Origin of the sequence: Pelotomaculum propionicicum (genome assembly GCF_048984525.1) — a bacterium.
Taxonomy (GTDB): Bacteria; Bacillota; Desulfotomaculia; order Desulfotomaculales; family Pelotomaculaceae; genus Syntrophopropionicum; species Syntrophopropionicum propionicicum_A.
In genome coordinates this window covers 158,702-177,087 of record NZ_JBMGJC010000009.1, presented here as the reverse complement: position 1 = coordinate 177,087, position 18,386 = coordinate 158,702, and the positions used below count along the sequence as shown (strand labels likewise).

Here is an 18,386-nt window from a genome sequence, read left to right as displayed (position 1 = left end):
AGGGTTCTGCCAAGTAATCAGTGCACATGGCTTGAACGAAGTTTAAGCCAGCGTCTTTTAGGCGCTGGCCTGTAATAAGCCCTTATAGGGCTGGTTCAAACCACCCCATTTTGGGGTGGTGCTGATTAACAAGAAAATTAATTCCGGCAATTTCCTGACAAGTAAGCAGTCCTAACGAGCACTTTGGATGGTGCAGGAAGATATACTGAGTAATCAGGACAAATAATGCTTTAGGCTGATATAATTTATTTATAGGGCATGTAACATGAGATTAATCTAAAAAACAGCCCCATATCAATGTTTGAAAAAAGGTTTAAAAGTAGTATAGTACTAGGAATGCCTTTGTCCCTCATGCGGACTCAGGTAAAAATTAAATCCAATTTTGCCTTTATAACCAGGGGAGCCTTGTAGGTTCCCTTGGTTAATTTTTTATGGAAAGAGAGGTGGCCGGATCTGGTTTAAACAACAATCTCAGCCCAGGTGCGATAGTGAAAGTTTAATGGAAGGGGTGTGTATTTAAATTATGTTTTGGATAAACAAGGACTACTTTCTTTTATGGACAGGGCAGCTGGTTTCACAGCTGGGGGATAAGTTCTATGCCATTGCCCTGGCCTGGTGGGTGCTGGAGAGGACGAACTCACCGGCCGTGATGGGCTTTTTCATGGTTGTGTCAGTATTGCCGGAGTTGTTGTTCGGGTTGATTGCGGGCGGCTTTATTGACAGGTGGAACCGCAAAGCTATTATTGTTGCGTCGGATATATTCCGCGGTTTGGCTGTAATTGTCGTTACTATACTGCTCACGATGGGCCTCCTGGAGGTTTGGCATGTTTTTATTGCCGCGGCTGTTATTTCACTGGCTTCCGCTTTTTATAACCCCTCGGTGATGGCTGTAGTACCTCAATTGGTCGAAAGCAACGAGATCCCGAGGGCTAATTCGCTGAGTCAGATGATCGGCGGCCTGGCCAGTGTTGCGGGGCCGGTCCTGGGGGCCGCGCTTGTCGGCCTAGCTGGCTACTGGCCGGTGTTCGCGATAAACGGGCTGTCTTACCTTGCCGCCGCCCTGCTGGCGTCCTTTATCTCTTTGGCGCCTGACTTGCAGGCTGGACATAAGGCCAGCCTGCTGGAGGATTTAAAAGAAGGTTTTAAATTCATATCGAACAGCAGGCTGGTATTTGTCATCCTTATAGTCATCGGTGTTGTCCATGTCTTCTACGGCAGCCTGGCGGTGGCCATGCCGTTTCTGGCTAAAAGCCTCGCGGGAGATGGCATCCGCAACCTGGCTTATTTTGAAACCGCCATGGGCGCGGGCCTGATCCTGGGGGCTGTGCTGATTGGAAATCGGAAACTTAAAAGCGTAAACACCAGTCCTTTGTTTGCCGCCATCATTACATTCGGGATCTGTTTCACCCTGCTAGGGCTTGCCAGAAGCGGCGGAATTATTATCAGCGCGCCCTACATAGCTATCGGGACAGCTGTCGCGGTTGCATCGGTATACTGGCGTTCCATCCTTCAGGTACACGTGCCCAATAATCTGGCCGGCAGGGTTTTCAGCGTCGCTGCTGTCATTGCGGATGTTTCTCTGCCGATTTCATTCGGGATATTTGGGATTGCGCTCAATTATTTTTCACTGGCCGGTGTGATGATAAGCTGTGGCCTTAGTTTAATTATAATTAGCGGTTTGTTTTTTAAAGTGTTAAGCGTGTCAAGGGAAGCGTGTCAAGGGGACGGGGTTGTTGACACACTTTTCAAATTGTCGGGGTACTGACAGTACTACAAGAATGAAAGTTCTTTGAGAAATATAGGCATAAGGTCGACACGGATCCTTTTATACTTCTCAGGTTGGTAATAAACCAGTCCCTCTGAAACACTCCATGTCATAATATGCAGGTTTTTGTCTGATAAAATATGGAATATTTGAGAGGAATTTCTGGATAACTGACGAAACAGTTTAAAAAATTGGTGAGGGGGTAGTTCTATGAAGAGAAGAATTTATGCTGTGGCGGTATTGGTTCTTGTTTCCTGTATGGTCTTTGGCCTCAGCCTTGCCCAGGCTGGGCCAGCGAAGCAAATGGCTGGCGGTGAAATTACATTCGCCGAAGCGGTGGACAGCTCGCTGCAGGAATTTGTAAGCGCGGACAAATTGGGTTCAGTCAAAAGACAACAACTTGTTGGCAACATTTATGAGTACACATTAATTCTAAAAGTGGGGGACGGCGAATTTGATAAAATCGGAATCCACAGGGTTGTAGAAGAAAAGTCCCCCGGGATTCCCATCAAGACAAAAAGAGCCGTGATGCTGCTCCATGGTGATTCGTGCAATTTCACAAACGCCTTCATGGCTTCTACCGCAAACCAGTCATTTGGTATTTATCTTGCGGAGCAAGGAATTGATGTCTGGGGCATCGATTTGAGGTGGAATTCTGTGCCGGATACAACCACGGACTTTTCGTTCATGGAGGACTGGGATACAGCCCTGCATTTAAAAGATATTAAACTTGCCGTTAAACTGGCCAGAACAGTAAGAGGTCTTACCGGCAGCGATGACGGCAGGATATTTATGCTGGGCCACAGCCGGGGCGCCCAGTTCCTGTATGCCTATGCGGATGAAGAATCCCAACTGCCCGATAAGCAACGTGACTTAAAAGGGATTATACCGGTGGACATGGTTTACAAATTCTCCCCGGATCAGGGAGACCTTAAACAGGCTGCTCTGGTCAGGTATCAAGCATACAAATCGCTGTATGATTCAGGTGTCTATAACGACGACGAGGCAAAGAATATGAAAATTATCGCCTCCCTGGCACAAAGCGCTCCTGAAGGGCCGTCGCCTGTTATTCCCGGATTTACAAACATGCAGGCTGCACAGTTTGTTTTGACAGCTACGTACGCGACATATCAAGCGCCCCTGCAGCCACCCGTGCCATTCTATCACTACCTGGGGGGTACTTTTGACGAAAATGAATTGCCGGTTGGGCTGCAGTTTGCAACCCAGAGTAATATTATTGACAATGCGTTCGCTGCCCCGAATTTCCAAAGTCTTGGCGAAATCATCGACGGTGAAGCAATAATGAGCGAAAATATTGAAAACCCGTATGACGACCATCTCGGGGATATAAAAATTCCGGTTTATTATATTGGCGCGGCCGGTGGATTTGGCCAATATGGGGCATATATTCTGGAACTCCTGGGAAGTGCCGATAAAAACTCGCTAATAGTCCAGGTGTATCCCCCCGAAGCAGCAGCCCTGGATTACGGGCACGCGGATCTGTTTTGGGCGGACAATGCGAAAGGACTCGTATGGGAACCCATCTGCAACTGGATAGAAAGCCACTAAAAATTTACAGAAGTTAACTGACAGCAAGAAAGAGATGCCGCAAGCTGCAAAAGCTTGCGGCATTTTCACCAGGTAATTTTCCTGGAGACCTTGCCAAAGAAGTGTCAAGGGGACGGGGTTGTTGACACACTTCTCAAATTGTTAGGTTTATTGACAGCACTTCCAATTTACAGCAACGCAATAAGGAGGTGTTTTTATGCCAAGAAAAGCAAGAAAGAAAAGTGAAAGTGGAATATATCATATAATTATGAGAGGGATCAACAGACAGACAATATTCGAGGATGAAAAAGATTATGCGAAGTTTATTCAAGTAATTAAGCGATATAAAGAGGAAAGTGGATATAAAATCTATGCTTACTGCTTGATGGGTAATCATGTGCATTTATTATTAAAGATCGGGATAGAACCACTAGAACAAGTTATGCGCAGAATATGCGGGAGTTATGTTTATTGGTATAACATGAAATACCAAAGAATAGGAAACTTATTTCAAGATAGATTTAGAAGTGAACCGGTGGAAAATGATTCATATTTTCTAATTGTTCAAAGATATATTCATCAAAATCCGCTTAAAGCCAGGTTGGTAAAATATATTGAACAATATAAGTGGAGTAGCTACAAAGATTATGTTAAAAAATCAGAATTTGTTGATGTGGATTTTCTACTGGAGATGTTTAATATTAATAGGGAAAGGGCAATAAATAGTTTTCACAAATTTAATATTGAAGTGAATGATGATGTATGTTTGGATATTGAGGACAAATTTCGAATAACAGATGAAGAAGCAAGAAATGTAATTAATAGGGTGTGCAAAGTGCAGAATCCAACTGATTTGCAAAAATTAGATAAATTAAAAAGGAATAGTCATTTAAAAGAGCTTAAAGGATTACATAGTATATCTATCAGACAAATTGAGAGGCTCACAGGAATCAATAGGAGTGTTGTTTTAAGAGCATAAGGCATAAATGTGTCAACAACCCCGTCCCCCTGACACGCCAACAACCCCGTCCCCCTGACACCGACACCCGGGCATTATTCAGCAATCTCTTCCGCCTGATAGGATACACCCGAGTTCCAGAGCAGCCAGGTGTTGATGTTGTTGTCCTCGGTGGCGTTGATCTGCGCCCTGATTTCATCTCTGCCGTACGGGGGCTGTCCCATGGAAAACCCCTGCAGCCAGGGACGCAGCCGGCATCCTGATGATTCGACAAGTGACTGGAAACCTTTTAGTGAGGCGTCGATAACCTCATAGGGGTGGGCGTTGGGATTGTCAAAGCCATAATTGCCCGGCCCGTAGTGGGACGGGTAGGACATGGGTGAAAGGTAATCAACAAAAGGAGCCATGCGTTCAGGCCGCTGGCCTATGCCCTGGTCGTCCAGGGCTATGGACATAAACCCGAATACAGTGGCTGAAAACGGCCTGTCCCAGGTTATCACCGACCTGGAGTAACTCAGGTAGTCGGCTATCACATCAACCCTGCCACGGGTATCGCTCCCGGTCTTGCTGTTGTATAATGCCGTTTCGGCTGTCAGGCCTTCCGGAAACCTGATGTAGTCGAGCTGGACCTCGTCAAACCCCAGCTGGTAAGCTTCAACGGCAAGGGCTAAATTATAATCCTGGACTTCTTTACTGTACGGGTCCACCCATACGCCTCCGGCCAGGGGACTGCCGTCGGAGGCCCTTACCATTAAATCCGGCCTTGCCTGCGCTAAAAAGGGATCGCGGAAAACCACGATCCGGGCGATAGAATAGACGCCCCGGTCTTTAAGGTCTTTAAGGCGTTCGTTAACGGGCATAACGCTTTCTCCGGCGCCAGTGTCGACAGCCATGCCGACCTGCGAGCCGTACCCAATCCTGCCGGTCTCATCCTTTACGTCAAGCTGCACGGTATTTAATTTGGCGCTGTCAACCAGGGCCAGCACCTCATTCCACCTTTCCGTTGACCCGGCCCACGCAAAAGAAACGTGCACACCCCTGGCATTTGAAGACAATAGATCTTTTGCGGGAGTGCGGTAAGGCTCCTCCCTGGTATAGGTGACAAGTCTCTTGCCGGGTTCGTCTTTTGCGTACTTCTCCCATCCCCCGGGAACTGCCGTGGTGTCATTTCTGCCGTCACTTACATAGCGAGACCCGCTTATTCTGTCCAGCCAGTTGACTAAAGAGCTCCTGCCGTTGTCCGCAAATACCTGAATGCGCTTAAATTGCGTCAGGTCAAAGTCCTGGCTTTCTATTTCAAAACCCCACTGGTTTAACATCTGAAGCTTATCCTGCAGGTACTGCGGCTGCCCGAAGGGTTCGGCGTTTGCAAAAAACGTGGCAGTGTGCCCGAATCCCGGGTGTTTGCTGCTAAAATCCATTAGTATGCCAACAGCGCTGTCGGGGTCCGGAACAGGTCCGCCGTTCTGCTGCTCCAACAGCCGGAATTGGCCCGGGGAGCCTCCATCAAATGTCAATACGGCCGGGGACTTACCGGCGGGGATATCAATACTGCCGGTAATATAGTCGCTCAGGCTGATCAGAACGTAGTTTCTGTCATACAACTCCTGCAAGTCACTTCTGAATTCTTCCGGAGTGCGGGACAATGGACTCTGATCATAATCGATCTGGTGATATGAAAAAACCGGCACCTGTCCAAGTTCGTTGGCTCCCACTGTTTTTGCATTTTGCCGGATTTCTTCCGGCGTAGCGTTACTGGCTCCGGCACTGCCGGCTGACGGTATAACCAGGGATGGATTTTCGAGTGACTGCCAAGTTAAAAAGCATGCTAAAATTGCCAGTACAACCAGGGGGAAAGCGGTCTTTTTATTAAGCAAAGCGCACTTCAAGCCCCTTTCCAATTTATTTAGTTAGCCTTTGTGCGTATACATTCGACGTCATTCGACACCCCTCCTTTGTTTTAAGAGAGGAATAGTATAAAAATTAGTTTGAAGTGATTCCAACCTCAGGAACAGGGGGACTTGATTTCTGATTCCTGAGATTGAGAAAAATAAATTTAGGTATTGACACGTGATTGATATAGAGAGAAAATAAAAAATATTACACATTGTGTAAATTTACATTATGTATAAAAACATAATATGTATCCTGGCAATGAGGCAGATATGGGAGGAAAAAACAATGGATCAAGGCGACACACAGGGCGAAGGCAGGATGGAGAGGAAGAAAAGGGAGACCCGGCAAAAAATCGTTAAAGTGGCCATGGAGTTAATTCAGCGCCAGGGATTTGACAGCACGACCATGGAGCAAATAGCCGAAGAAGCGGATATCGCCAGAAAAACGCTCTATAACCACTTTCCCGTCAAAGAGGCTATTGTCGATGAGTATGTCAGGGGGGCTTCAAAGGGGCTGGCCCGGGAGACCCTGTCAAACCTGTACAAGCTGCCTGACACCAAAACACGTCTGTTGGAAACTCTGGATAAAGCTTACGAGTGGGTGGAGTTCAACCCGGAGATTGTGGGCATAACCCTTGGCTACCGCCATAAAAACATGTGCCGGGGGCCCGGCTATAGTGGTGGAGAAACAGGCACCCAGAGCATTATGGCCGAGATCATCAGGCTGGGCCAGGAGACGGGGGAGATCAGGCGGGATATATCAATAAAAAGGCTGGTAATGCAGCTGGATATAATGCGCGGCGCGGTAGTCATGGACTGGCTGGGCGATAAATCGAGGTTCGAACTGCGCAAAGAGATGGCCAAGATTGTAGACCTTTTCATAAACGGAGCGATGCAAAGGGACGGAAGCAAGGTATAGAAAAAGAGATTCTTTTGGCATTGTCACAGCTGGCTAATTTAGAAAACATGCGAAACAGGGCCTGTATAATGATTTTTTCAGAGAGGGAGAGAGCGCGTGAAAAAGATTAACGGAGAGTTGTTCTTAAGCTGGCCCGAAGCTTTTCAAGCCGGAGCCGGGGCTGCCGGGGGCAAAGGATGGAACCTGGCCAGGCTCGACCGTTACGGGTTTAGGGTCCCCGTTGGAGGTGTCCTTTGTGCGGGGGCATACCAGAGTTACATTAAAGAAAACGGCCTGCTTGAAGAAATAAGAGGTATTACTGAAAGTGTATACGCCGGCAACATCGGAGAGAAGAAGGTTGAGGAAAAGCTTGCCCTGCTCAGAGAAAAAGTAAAGGCCGGGCAAATCCCTCTAAATATCTGGGAGGAACTCATCAGCCGTCTGGAAACCGAGGGCATACTGGATAAGCCGGTGGCGGTCAGGTCTTCGGCCTCTGCCGAGGACTCGGGGAAGGCTTCTTTTGCCGGCATTCACGAATCATTTTTAAATATCAGGGGCGCGGATAATATTTTATCTGCCATAAAAGAGTGCTACGCCTCCCTCTGGACGCCCCGGGCCGTCGCCTACAGGCGGAAAATGAACGTCAGCGACGAAGATATGAGCCAGGCCGTGGTGATTATGGAAATGGTGGAGGCCCGGGCAGCCGGGGTGGCTTTCACCTGCGACCCGCAGACCGGCCGCCAGGATATTTTCGTGGTCAGCGCCAACCACGGGCTGGGAGAGTCGGTGGTAAACGGGGCGGTTGAGCCCGACACATATTATCTCGATGTGTCGGCTTTTAATGCTTTGCCCAAACTAAAAGTGAAGAAAATCGGGTCCAAGCAGGGTATGACCATGTCCCGCGAGGGCGGCGGAACCCGTTTTGTGCAAGGTGAGGATAAGGCTCAGAGGCAGGCGCTGCCGGATGAAAAGATTGTAAAACTGGGTTTGCTGCTGGAGCGGGTCTTCGAGTCCCTGGGAGAATGCGAGGAACAACAGGACGTGGAATGGGCCTTTGACGGGAAGGATTTCTTTTTACTGCAGGCGCGGCCGGTTACCGCCCTGCCGGTTTATACTTTTAAGGCTTTAAAGAACAAAACCCGGGTTTTTTCCAACGGCAATTACCGGGAAGCTGTCCCCATGGTAATCAGCCCCCTGCACCGGAAGGTTATGAAAAACGCTATCGACGCCATCCAGTACGCTTCCTTTTCCATGCCCGGCTATCCGATACCGGAAGGCTTACAGTTCTCACGCCTGGTAAATGGCCGGTTGTACTGCGACATCGGCGCCCTGTTATGGGCTTATTATGATTCCACGGGAGCGCTGCCCGGTGATTTCAACCCGTTCTGGGGCGGGCACCAGCCCGATATTGATGTGGGAGACACCGACCCCTACAGCGGCGAGGCCGGCCGGGAGAGACAACGCCGGGCGATGAAAGGCGGAGCTTTGATCATGGAGGCTGCCGCCGGAGCCTCCGCTACCTTTGCCGATTTGGCCGCTTCCGTCGCGTCCCTGATTGGAACCGGGTTTGATCAATTGCCTGACCGTGGCTTTATTAAAAAATATGATCAGCTTGGCCAAATCATTAAGGCCTATTGCGAGAAATTCACTTTTTTAGGTGGTATCGCCACCCTGCCGCTGATGATGCTGCTGCAGAAACTGGCAGGTTATTTTGGGCCGGGAGTGATGAACATTATAAACGGCTTAATGGTGGGTGGTGAATCCGGTATAACCAGCGCTGATCAAGGCTACCGCCTGATGGAGCTGGCATCTCTGGCCTGTCAGGATAAAGACGCCGTCCAATATCTGACCGGGGACAGTTTTGATCCCCTTTCCTGGGAAGATCGCCTGCCTGAAAGCTCTCTTTTTAAGAAGGAATTCCGGGAGTTTATAAAGGAGTACGGGCACCGCGCGGTTTACGAGCTGGATATCGTAAACCCCCGCTGGAAGGAAGACCCCTCGTACCTGTTGGACATCATTAAGAGCAGCATGGCGACAGCGGATCCCGAGCAGTGGAAAGCACTGCAAAAGGAGAAATTTGACCGGACCTGGCGGGAAGTAACTGAAAAATTGCCCCCTGCCGAGCTGGCGGAGATCCGGAAAGGGATCGGGGATGCGCAGGAGGGTGCCGCGGTGCGCGAAATGTCAAAGTCGGTTATAGTCCTGGCCCTGGAACCCTATCGTTTAATGGCCCTGGAACTGGGCAGCCGTTTTTCGGAGCGGGGCATTATCGGCGAGGCAGGGGATATCTTCTACTGCACCTGGCCGGATCTAGTTTCCATCCTGGATGGTGATTGGACCGGCGCCGGACTGAAAGCCCTGGTGGCGGACCGAAAAGAAAGGCAGCGTGAGAAAGAGGCCCTCGCCCCGCCGGACGTTATCATGGGTGAAGAACCCGTCTTTTCGAAGCCTGTATTATCAGGTTCCGGTGATTTCCTGCCGGGGGTGGCGGCAGCCTCTGGTAAGGCCTCCGGCATGGCCCGGCTGATCAGGCACCCGGCTGAAGGCAACATGCTGCAGCCTGGCGATGTCCTGGTGGCGCCATCCACCGACCCGGGCTGGACCCCGCTGTTTTTAAGAGCCTGCGCCCTGGTCATGGAAACCGGGGGGTACCTGTCCCACGGGTCCCTTGTGGCCAGGGAGTTCGGGGTGCCCGCCGTGGTGAACGTGCGGGGCGCCATGAGCGCCGTCAAGGACGGCCAAATAATAACAGTAGACGGGGACGATGGCAAAGTATTTCTGCAATAAAACAAAGACACATATACAATAAACCATGTAGCATAATGGCACATGTTTCAGTTGAGACATGTGCCATTGTCTTTTGAAGAGAGCCGGAGCTCTCATGACGGCCCTTAAAAACTATTTCAGGCCTGGCTTTGTTAAAGGGGCTGCAAGCAACAAACACAGTCTGCGCGCATAATTTGCGGAATTGTAAAATTTGCCACCTGGTTTTTTATGTACAGATCGGGTAGTGAAGTATTTGTGGCATGGGATTTGCTTCTCATACGCATTATGGAGATGATAAGGTTGAACAAGAAAAAGAAAATACTGGTTGTTGATGATGAAAAGGATATATGCGTATTTTTTCAGCGCCTTCTAAAAAACAAGGATGTTGATATTTTGCTTGCGCACAGCGGTGAGCAAGCCCTGCGATTGTTGCGTGAGCAAACGATATCGGTTGTCCTTTTGGACCTTGTGCTGCCCGACACCAATGGAATGGAGCTGCTAAAAGAAATCAAGGTATTGCAGCCCTTCTGCGTGGTCATTATGATGACGGGATTAAGCACCACCCGCGAAGCGATCAGGGCTATCCGGCATGGGGCGTATGATTTTTTAATGAAACCGTTTGACAGTATTGACGAGCTGGAAAAGTTAATTGGTGAGGCTGCAGATATAAGAATAATGTGGCAGAACGATGGCCATGGAGATCATCATCCATATCCGCGACGAGTACAGCACCATTGATTGGGTTTATAGAGGAAATGATCGAGTTAATCGCTTGGACCCGCCGCGCTGTCAATACCTGCAGGTTCTTGGTTAAAGTTAAAGGGTTTTCTCACCAATAACAATACCCACCGAGGGCTGGACTGTATAATAGGACGAACCGTCGTAATCTATCAAGAGCTGTTTTTCGTCTATACTCTTTCCCTGTCCGTCCAAGAGCGTTACGGTTACCGGGTTTGTGCCGTCCCCAAAGATATGGCCGTCAGGACCAAGAGGCGACCAGTAGACCGGGGTGCCTAAAGTCAGTTCAATTGATGACATACCCTTTGACACCTCCCCGGTAGAGATATCCCATGTGAGAAGCAGCCCGTTTTCCGTCGCATAACGCGCCTTGGCGGCCTTTCCGCGGTATTCCGCAGCGATCCGTATCCCCGGCGTGTGGGACATGACCAGGGCATATTTTTCAGGGTGGGTGTGCAGTTTGAAGGCTATGCTGTTTAACAGCGCCTTAAGGGCATCGATGTCCTTTGAGTATTCCCGCAGGTCCCGGCCACAGTTTGCCTGGACCTCGGCTCTTGTATACAGGTGTTTGGACGGTTCGCCCGCTCCTCTGACATTAAAGGCGATCACGTCGACATTATCAATCAGCGCGAACAATACAACCGCATTATCGCGCAAATCCGATCCGACCGGCCTGGTGTCGAAATCGGCGTAACTAAAATCGTATTCAACCGTGACGCCATAGGGCGGGGACTCGGTCTGCAGTGAGATCTCCCCGCGCATTTCAGCATACGGCAGGTTGTTGATCAGGTTTACCACCTTGCTGTTGTCTCCCACGTAAGCGGTTTTATATTTATACAGTGCTGCTGCGTTATACCCGGTATAACCAGACGCGGGGTATTTACCGGGCAGGCCGTCTGTCAGCAGGGCGGCGCCGAGCACCGCGAGGCAAAGCAAACACAGCACCAGCGCAATATTCCTGCGGCTGTTGAAAAATCCCTCCATCTTTATAATCACGCCTCCTCGTCCAGCAGTTTCTTATGGCTGTCAGCCACCCCATGATGGATTATATTTAAAGTTTATTTGAATACTACATCTGTAATCCCAAAGCTGTCAACAGGGTCAGTCGATATATTTTAGCGTGTCAAGAGAACCGTCCCCTTGACACGATCGTGTCAAGGGGACGGTTCTCTTGACACGTTTTCTATGTCTTTTTTTGGGGAAGCTAACAGATGATACGTGCAAAGGGTTGGAGGATTTAAGCTGATGGACAGCTTTAATTTCCCGGTAGGGTACCATACGATGCACAGGATAAAGATAATAGATTTTCAGCTGAACAGGTGGTACTCGTTCGGGTACGCCCGCCTGGAAGACATGGCGGAAGCAGCCGGAAGGATAAAAAGGATAGACGACTGGAAAGAAGAGATGATCAGGCAGGCGGAGAAGGCACTGGCCGGGGACAGGGCGATGAACGCGGCTTTTTATTTCAGGGCGGCTGAATTTTTCACCCTGCCGTCAGATCCCGATAAACTGGCCCTGTATGACAGGTTTACAGATCTCTTTTATAATACTGTTTTTGTCGTGGATAAAATCGAAAGGGTTTTTGTCCCTTATGAAAAAGCATTCCTGCCGGCAATCCGCGTACCCCCGGGAAAAGATAAAAAAAACAGTGCCATCGTGATCCACGGCGGGTTTGATTCGTTCATTGAAGAATTCTATTCCATGGCCTGTTATTTCTCCGGCCTGGGGTATGAGGTCATTATGTTTGAAGGCCCCGGCCAGGGCGCCGCTTTGAAAAAATACAATCTGCCCCTGACGTATAAATGGGAGAAACCGGCCAGGGCGGTCCTCGACTATTTTGAACTGAATGACGTTACCTGGCTGGGAATCTCCATGGGGGGCTGGCTGTGCTTCAGGGCAGCCGCGTTTGAGCCGAGGATCAGCAGGGTCATAGCGTCCAGTATCGCTTTTGATTATATGCAGATACCGCCCGCCCCCGTTGAGATATTCGCCCGGGCGCTGCTCCATTTTCCGCGTGTGATGAATTATCTGGCGGAACTTAAAACGAAGGTGCTCGACCAGGAGAAGTGGGGTATCCACAACCTCATGTATATTACCAGGACGGAAACGCCGTTTGGAGCCAGCAAAGCAATATTGGAGCTCAACGATTCTAATCTCCACTCGGAATTGGTAAAACAAGACGTACTTATTTTGACTGGGTCGGAAGACCATTTTATCCCTTTGAAAATGCATTACAAGCAGGTGGCGGCCCTTAAAAACGCCGGATCTGTTACCGGACGTATCTTCACCAGGGAAGAGCAGGGGCAAAACCACTGCCAGATCGGGAATGTAGGGCTTGCCCTGGACGTGATGTCAAAATGGATTGCCGATAAATCACGGTGTCAAAGTGACAATTCCAGGGCAGGTCTGGGAGAGGAAGACAAAAATGATTGACGTTGAAGGCCTGTGCTTTACTTATCCGGACAGTCGTGAGAAAACCATCAAAGGGCTGGATTTCCATGTGGAAAAAGGTGAAATTTTTGGTTTTCTCGGGCCGTCCGGCGCCGGTAAAAGCACCACGCAAAAAATTATCACAGGCATATTGAAAAACTATGAGGGCAGCGTCAGGGTGATGGAAAGGGAAATCCGGGAAACAAATTCTGATTACTATGAGAAAATCGGTGTTTCCTTTGAGCTGCCGAACCTGTACGGCAAGTTTACCGCCCTGGAAAACCTGTCTTTTTTTCGCTCCTTTTACGCGGGTGAAACGGAGGAGCCCCAAAAGCTGCTGGCCCTGGTAGGACTGTCAGATGACGCCGGCGCCAGGGTGTCCAGGTTTTCCAAGGGCATGAAAATGCGCCTTAATTTCTGCAGGGCCTTCCTCAACAAGCCGGAAGTAGTTTTTCTGGACGAACCCACCGCCGGGCTGGACCCGGTCAACGCCAAGCGGATCAAGGATATCATCCTGGATAAAAAGGGAGATGGCAAAACCATCTTTCTCACCACCCACAACATGAATGTGGCGGAGGACCTGTGCGACAGGGTAGCGTTTATCGTGAACGGGGATATTGTTTTAATCGACTCCCCGCGCAAGCTCAAGGTCGACCGGGGCAGGAGGACTCTGAGGGTGGAGTTCGAGGAAGACGGGGCCGCGGCAAAAGCTGATTTCGACCTGGCCGGTATCGGAGTCAACGATACTTTTCTCAGGTTGATCAGGGAAAAGAAAATCGTGACAATGCACACCCTGGAAGCCACCCTGGAAGACATATTCATCGATGTAACGGGGAGGAGCCTGGATGAGAATTCTTTCCGCCTTTAAATATGACGTCAAGTTTCAGTTCAGACACGGTTTCTATTATGCCTACCTGTTTTTAACCGTGGTCTATATCGCCGGCCTGAGGCTAGTGCCCGAAACTTACAGACCTTTTCTTACCGGCCTGGTCATCTTTACCGACCCGAGCGTCCTGGGTTTTTTCTTTATCGGCGGCATCATGCTGCTGGAAAAGGGGCAGAACACCCTGGAAAGCCTTTTTGTCACCCCGCTGCGGGTAAACGAGTACATTTGGGCTAAGGTCGCTTCTTTAACCATGCTGTCGCTGCTGAGCAGCCTGGTCATTGCGGTCTTCACCCTGGGCGCCGGCGTTAATATAGCGCTGCTGGCACTGGGCGTAAGTTTGGGCTCTGTTTTCTTTACCCTGCTGGGATTTGCCCTGGCGGCGCGCGCCAGGAGCCTGAACCAGTATTTTTTTTACTCGATCCCCACGGCGATATTCGACTTGCCCCTGTTGAAATACCTGGGCCTGCCGGACACGTGGCTGTACTACCTTTTGCCCTCCAGGCCGGAGCTGCTTTTGATTGAGGGAGCAATGGGGCGTATAACCCCGGGCCAAACGTTATATGCGGTAGTTGCCCTGTGTGTATGGATCTTGATTGCTTACCGGTGGGCCCACAGCTGGTTTTACAGGTACACCGTGCTTGGTTTGGAGGTTGGCCGCCGATGAAGAGGATGCTGTTGCTGTCCCTGGGGGACCTGAAGAATATCAGCAGGGACCCCATGCTTTCGATAGTCCTGATCTCACCCCTGCTACTGGCTGTAGTCATGAAGGCGGTGCTTCCGCTGGCGGCGGCGGTTGCCATGGACAGGCTGTCTATTGACCTGACTGTCCATTACCCTTTCATTCTCAGCATGACTTTCCCGTTTGTACCCATGCTGGTCGGGATGCTGGCCGGGTTAATAATCCTGGAGGACCTGGACGAAAATATGCTCGCCTATTTTGCCGTAACCCCGGTTTCAAAGGCGGGCTACCTGGTCTACCGCGTAACAGCGCCCGCTTTGCTCAGCTTTTTCTTAACCCTTGTGATGGTATGGATTATCGGGCTCGTGCCTGTAAATTATCCCAGGCTCATCCTTGTTTTGCTGATGGCTTCCCTGGAAGCGCCTATGATGGCGCTTTTTCTGGGGGCTTTTGCCGCCAACAGGATTGAAGGGCTGGCGTTGACCAAGGCCTTCGGGATATTCCTGCTGGCGCCTCTCCCCGGTTATTTAATAAAATCTCCCTGGCAGCTGGCGGCGGGTGTCCTGCCCCCTTACTGGGTGTCGAGGTCATTTCTGGCCGGCATGGAGGGGAGACCTCTTTTCGGAATTCTTATAGCCGCCGGCTTCCTGGTCCACGCCCTTTATATCTACCCGCTGCTGGGTCGGTTTAACCGCAAGGCGATGTAGTTGAATAACGGGGGAAGTTCTTTTCGATCGTGTCAAGAGAACCGTCCCCTTGACACGATCGTGTCAAGGTGACGGTTCTCTTGACACGTTATCTATAAATGAATAAAGCTAATATAAAGTTAAGATAATATTTACATGAATAAAAAGAAATTTCATAATAAAAGCGCAAAGGTATTGTTTATAACATTTGCAGCGATATCCTTATTTTCCGCTCTTTTCTATATATCCGCAGTAAAAAGCAATTCAATTGCCGCCCTGTCACCTGGAGAGTTTTTTCAAAAGCGGACCGGGGAAGCGCCCGAGTACCAGCCGGGTATGTATACAACAATCATAGACGATCAGGAAAACATACTGTCAATGATGTCCCGGGCTGTATACGCGGGCGATGAAATTTACACTTCCGAAGGGAAAATCTATAGGCTCGAAAAGGTACAGGGCGACCTGGCTTCAGCGCGGTTCATGGGTGTAGATCCGCAAATAACAGCGTTTAATGAATTCTTCACTTCCCAGGAAGTGCCGGTAACTAAAGAAAAATCAGATAACACACCGGCTCCGCCAGCGAGCTTCGCTATTTACCACACGCACACCGGCGAGTCATACATACCCTCCGACGGCACCCAGTCCATAAGGTTTAAGGGCGGCATTTACAAAGTGGGCACGGTTATGGCAGAACGTTTAAGAAAGATCGGGATGGAGGTAAACCACGACCAGACCGCGCACGACCCGCACGACAATAACGCCTATGTGCGTTCGCGCAGGACAGCCGCGAAACTGTTGAGCACCAACCCGGCGGCGATGTTTGACGTGCACCGTGACGGCGTAGTTGATCCGAATTTTTACAGAGAAAAAGTCAGCGGCCAGGATGTCGCCGCTATCCGCATTGTAGTAGGCAGGCAGAACCCGCGCATGTCGGCTAACCTGGATTTTGCCAAACAGATGCTGGCCGCGGTAAATAATGTCCATCCTAAAGTGGTAAAAGAGATTTTTGTTGGCAAAGGGGACTATAACCAGGATTTGCTGCCGACCGCCCTGCTTATCGAGGCGGGTACTTACACTAACAGCAGGGAAGAAGCCGAGCGGGGCGTTGACCTGTTTGCCGAAGCGCTGCCCCAAGCCCTGGGAATAAGCCCTGTATCTCCCGCTCCCACAGGGGCGGCATCCCCTGGAAAATCAACAGGCGCATCCGGGGGGGCGTGGAAGGCGGTGGGGTGGATCCTGGGATTCACAGTTTTGGGTGGACTGGCCTTTTTGTTGATCAGCAATGTAAAACTATCCGACGCCAAAAAAATGCTGATAGACTTCAGCAGGGAGGTTATACCCCTGCTCCCGCGCCAGGCGGCGCGCAAATTAGGGATCGGTAACGAGAATAAAAAGAGTACTAAATAGCGATAATCTGGTTGCGGCCGGAATTTTTTACTTTATATAAGGCTGTATCCGCCCGGAAAATCATTGACTTCATATCTTCGTCCACATTGTTTTTCTGCCAATGAGTGGCTCCAATGCTTACGGTAATGGTCAGCACCTTGTTTTCTATAGTAAATAGATTGTTGGCTACCTGTTCGCGCAGCCTTTCACCTATATTTTTTGCTGTGTCAAGATCGGCGTCAGGCAATATAATGATAAATTCGTCTCCGCCAAACCTTCCGGCTATATCCAGAGAACGTATGTTATTTTTTATAATAACTGAAACCTGCTGCAGGACCATATCACCCACATCATGGCCCCAACTGTCGTTGATTTGCTTGAAATTATCAATATCAATTAACAACAATGACAGGGGTTTCTGGCTGCCCGGGACTTCCTCCAGCAATGTTTTCATCTTAAGATCAACGCAGCGCCGGTTATACAGGCCGGTGAGGAAATCGGTCTGCGCTTCTTGCTCTTTTAAATAATTTAAATTTTGCAGCCATGTATTCTGGATCTCCAAATGCTGTTTGCTTTCCGCGAGTGATTGGTTAGACTGCTTTATCGCAAATAGCAGGCGTTGGTTATCCAGCAGTGTTAAAACCTGGCGGGTAATGATCAGCAGCGTTATAATAACAGCGCCGGCTATGAGGGGGTCTTTGGCAAGATACTTCATGCTCACAACAATGATCAGAAGAAAAAAGCTGAGGTAGGGGGCCGTAATGCGCAGGAATTGCACGAAAGGCCCGGCATTGTCCACCGCGGGCTCCGGAGATGATCCCATATCCGTATCAGGCGCCAGCGTCCCTGTCCAAAGCGAGGCAATTCCCAGCAACCAGGCGCCTACCGGCCATAACGGGTCAATGAGGCTGCCCGACTCATATGTATTAACGGCAATTCCCGCGGAAAACAGCTGGTTGCCGATAAACCATATCGTAAAAGCAGCTACAATGAGCATATTGCCTTTGCTTTTTCCCTGACCTGGACGGCAGGTTAAGAATAGTAATAATAAAGCGGCAATGCAGCTGAGATCAGTTATCGGATATAACAGTGAAACAAGCTTTTCCGCGGCATTCAGTGAGACATCGTGGTAAATCGGCATTAATATGTATTCCCAGCACAGCGTAATAAGCGCGACCATTGTAATTATAATGTCAAAGCCGGTACGGATGATATTGTAAATACTTCTAATGTTAATATAGAAAATTACGCCTATGAAGTAGCAAAATGTGCTGATCAGATAGAAGACATCGCAAATGGAAGGAAAGGCGACTTCTTGTTTCAGCAGAATTTCATAGTAGAACCAGAGCAGGTCGGCAATGAGAAAAACAACATTGCCCAGCAAAAAGGCGGCCCAGGCTTTTTTATATTGGGCAAGCTGCCGTTTCGTACTCCAGCCGATGATGCAAATGCTGACCAAAAGGCCCAGGGGGTTAAGTAAATCGGATATGATTACCTTATGGCCCGGGTAAATCAATAAAAGCCCATAATAAATTACTATATAGGCAAAAAGGGCTATATTAGCATATTTTCGTATAGACTGTAGTCTTTCCAACTTACCTGCAGCTCCTGTCGCATTTTTATGCGGATATAATAAAGTCACCCATTTTGATTAAACGATGTCACTGAAAAGTAATTTTTAAAATACTCCCAATATGTTTTATCGTACTTTTCACCTCATTACATTAGGGAGACAGGATAGACGTTCTTTG

14 protein-coding genes are annotated in these 18,386 nt (G+C 49.4%); 11 read left to right on the top strand and 3 right to left on the bottom strand.

Annotated features, from left to right (window positions below):
• The first annotated feature begins 523 nt into the window (after positions 1-523).
• From ACOBQJ_RS11730 to ACOBQJ_RS11720, 3 genes are all read left to right on the top strand, one after another.
• Entirely contained in the window at positions 524-1,765 is a 1,242-nt protein-coding gene (locus tag ACOBQJ_RS11730; protein ID WP_421071954.1) for an MFS transporter, read from the top strand.
• Between the two features lie 210 nt (positions 1,766-1,975).
• Positions 1,976-3,334 carry a hypothetical protein gene (locus ACOBQJ_RS11725; RefSeq protein WP_421071953.1) on the top strand — a complete coding sequence of 453 codons (1,359 nt, stop codon included), beginning with the start codon at positions 1,976-1,978 and terminating at the stop codon, positions 3,332-3,334.
• A gap of 196 nt (positions 3,335-3,530) precedes the next feature.
• Positions 3,531-4,292, top strand: coding sequence for a transposase (locus ACOBQJ_RS11720; protein WP_421071952.1), 762 nt, complete (start codon positions 3,531-3,533; stop codon positions 4,290-4,292).
• A 74-nt stretch (positions 4,293-4,366) separates the two neighbouring features.
• Here ACOBQJ_RS11720 and ACOBQJ_RS11715 read toward each other — a convergent pair whose 3' ends face one another.
• The gene (locus ACOBQJ_RS11715) at positions 4,367-6,148 is read right to left on the bottom strand and encodes a putative glycoside hydrolase (RefSeq protein WP_421071951.1); all 1,782 of its coding nucleotides are present in this window, start codon (positions 6,146-6,148) and stop codon (positions 4,367-4,369) included.
• 304 nt (positions 6,149-6,452) lie between these two features.
• Here ACOBQJ_RS11715 and ACOBQJ_RS11710 point away from each other — a divergent pair, with 304 nt between their 5' ends.
• The 3 genes from ACOBQJ_RS11710 (at position 6,453) to ACOBQJ_RS11700 (ending at position 10,568) form a co-directional block, all read left to right on the top strand.
• Positions 6,453-7,085, top strand: coding sequence for a TetR/AcrR family transcriptional regulator (locus tag ACOBQJ_RS11710; RefSeq protein WP_421071950.1), 633 nt, complete (start codon positions 6,453-6,455; stop codon positions 7,083-7,085).
• Positions 7,086-7,181: 96 nt separating this feature from the next.
• Entirely contained in the window at positions 7,182-9,851 is a 2,670-nt protein-coding gene (locus ACOBQJ_RS11705; RefSeq protein ID WP_421071949.1) for a PEP/pyruvate-binding domain-containing protein, read from the top strand.
• A 279-nt stretch (positions 9,852-10,130) separates the two neighbouring features.
• Positions 10,131-10,568 carry a response regulator gene (locus ACOBQJ_RS11700; protein ID WP_421071948.1) on the top strand — a complete coding sequence of 146 codons (438 nt, stop codon included), beginning with the start codon at positions 10,131-10,133 and terminating at the stop codon, positions 10,566-10,568.
• A gap of 78 nt (positions 10,569-10,646) precedes the next feature.
• Here the strand turns inward: ACOBQJ_RS11700 and ACOBQJ_RS11695 are convergent, their stop codons facing one another.
• Positions 10,647-11,564 carry a DUF4825 domain-containing protein gene (locus tag ACOBQJ_RS11695; protein WP_421071947.1) on the bottom strand — a complete coding sequence of 306 codons (918 nt, stop codon included), beginning with the start codon at positions 11,562-11,564 and terminating at the stop codon, positions 10,647-10,649.
• A 249-nt stretch (positions 11,565-11,813) separates the two neighbouring features.
• On the opposite strand from ACOBQJ_RS11695, the gene ACOBQJ_RS11690 reads away from it, so the two are divergent.
• From ACOBQJ_RS11690 to spoIIP, 5 genes are all read left to right on the top strand, one after another.
• The gene (locus tag ACOBQJ_RS11690) at positions 11,814-13,001 is read left to right on the top strand and encodes an alpha/beta hydrolase (RefSeq protein ID WP_421071946.1); all 1,188 of its coding nucleotides are present in this window, start codon (positions 11,814-11,816) and stop codon (positions 12,999-13,001) included.
• Complete coding sequence (locus ACOBQJ_RS11685) at positions 12,994-13,866, top strand: ABC transporter ATP-binding protein (RefSeq protein ID WP_421071945.1); 873 nt, start codon at positions 12,994-12,996, stop codon at positions 13,864-13,866. Before ACOBQJ_RS11690 ends, ACOBQJ_RS11685 begins: the two co-directional genes overlap by 8 nt.
• Entirely contained in the window at positions 13,844-14,548 is a 705-nt protein-coding gene (locus ACOBQJ_RS11680; RefSeq protein ID WP_421071944.1) for an ABC transporter permease, read from the top strand. The genes ACOBQJ_RS11685 and ACOBQJ_RS11680 overlap by 23 nt, the downstream gene beginning before the upstream one ends.
• On the top strand, positions 14,545-15,270 hold the full coding sequence (locus ACOBQJ_RS11675; RefSeq protein ID WP_421071943.1) for a hypothetical protein: 726 nt from the start codon (positions 14,545-14,547) through the stop codon (positions 15,268-15,270). The genes ACOBQJ_RS11680 and ACOBQJ_RS11675 overlap by 4 nt, the downstream gene beginning before the upstream one ends.
• Before the next feature lie 174 nt (positions 15,271-15,444).
• Positions 15,445-16,656 (top strand): stage II sporulation protein P, encoded by a 1,212-nt coding sequence (gene spoIIP / locus ACOBQJ_RS11670; RefSeq protein ID WP_421071942.1) that lies wholly within the window; start codon positions 15,445-15,447, stop codon positions 16,654-16,656.
• Here spoIIP and ACOBQJ_RS11665 read toward each other — a convergent pair.
• On the bottom strand, positions 16,649-18,229 hold the full coding sequence (locus ACOBQJ_RS11665) for a GGDEF domain-containing protein (RefSeq protein ID WP_421071941.1): 1,581 nt from the start codon (positions 18,227-18,229) through the stop codon (positions 16,649-16,651). The two genes, spoIIP and ACOBQJ_RS11665, sit on opposite strands and share 8 nt — an antisense overlap.
• Between the last annotated feature and the right edge of the window lie 157 nt (positions 18,230-18,386).

Bases quoted from the DNA above. Each gene is read 5' to 3' on its own strand.
- ACOBQJ_RS11685 (WP_421071945.1), top strand. From the start codon at position 12,994: ATGATTGACGTTGAAGGCCTGTGCTTTACTTATCCGGACAGTCGTGAG.
- ACOBQJ_RS11710 (WP_421071950.1), top strand. From the start codon at position 6,453: ATGGATCAAGGCGACACACAGGGCGAAGGCAGGATGGAGAGGAAGAAA.
- ACOBQJ_RS11690 (WP_421071946.1), top strand. From the start codon at position 11,814: ATGGACAGCTTTAATTTCCCGGTAGGGTACCATACGATGCACAGGATA.
- ACOBQJ_RS11680 (WP_421071944.1), top strand. From the start codon at position 13,844: ATGAGAATTCTTTCCGCCTTTAAATATGACGTCAAGTTTCAGTTCAGA.
- ACOBQJ_RS11675 (WP_421071943.1), top strand. From the start codon at position 14,545: ATGAAGAGGATGCTGTTGCTGTCCCTGGGGGACCTGAAGAATATCAGC.
- ACOBQJ_RS11730 (WP_421071954.1), top strand. From the start codon at position 524: ATGTTTTGGATAAACAAGGACTACTTTCTTTTATGGACAGGGCAGCTG.
- ACOBQJ_RS11720 (WP_421071952.1), top strand. From the start codon at position 3,531: ATGCCAAGAAAAGCAAGAAAGAAAAGTGAAAGTGGAATATATCATATA.
- ACOBQJ_RS11725 (WP_421071953.1), top strand. From the start codon at position 1,976: ATGAAGAGAAGAATTTATGCTGTGGCGGTATTGGTTCTTGTTTCCTGT.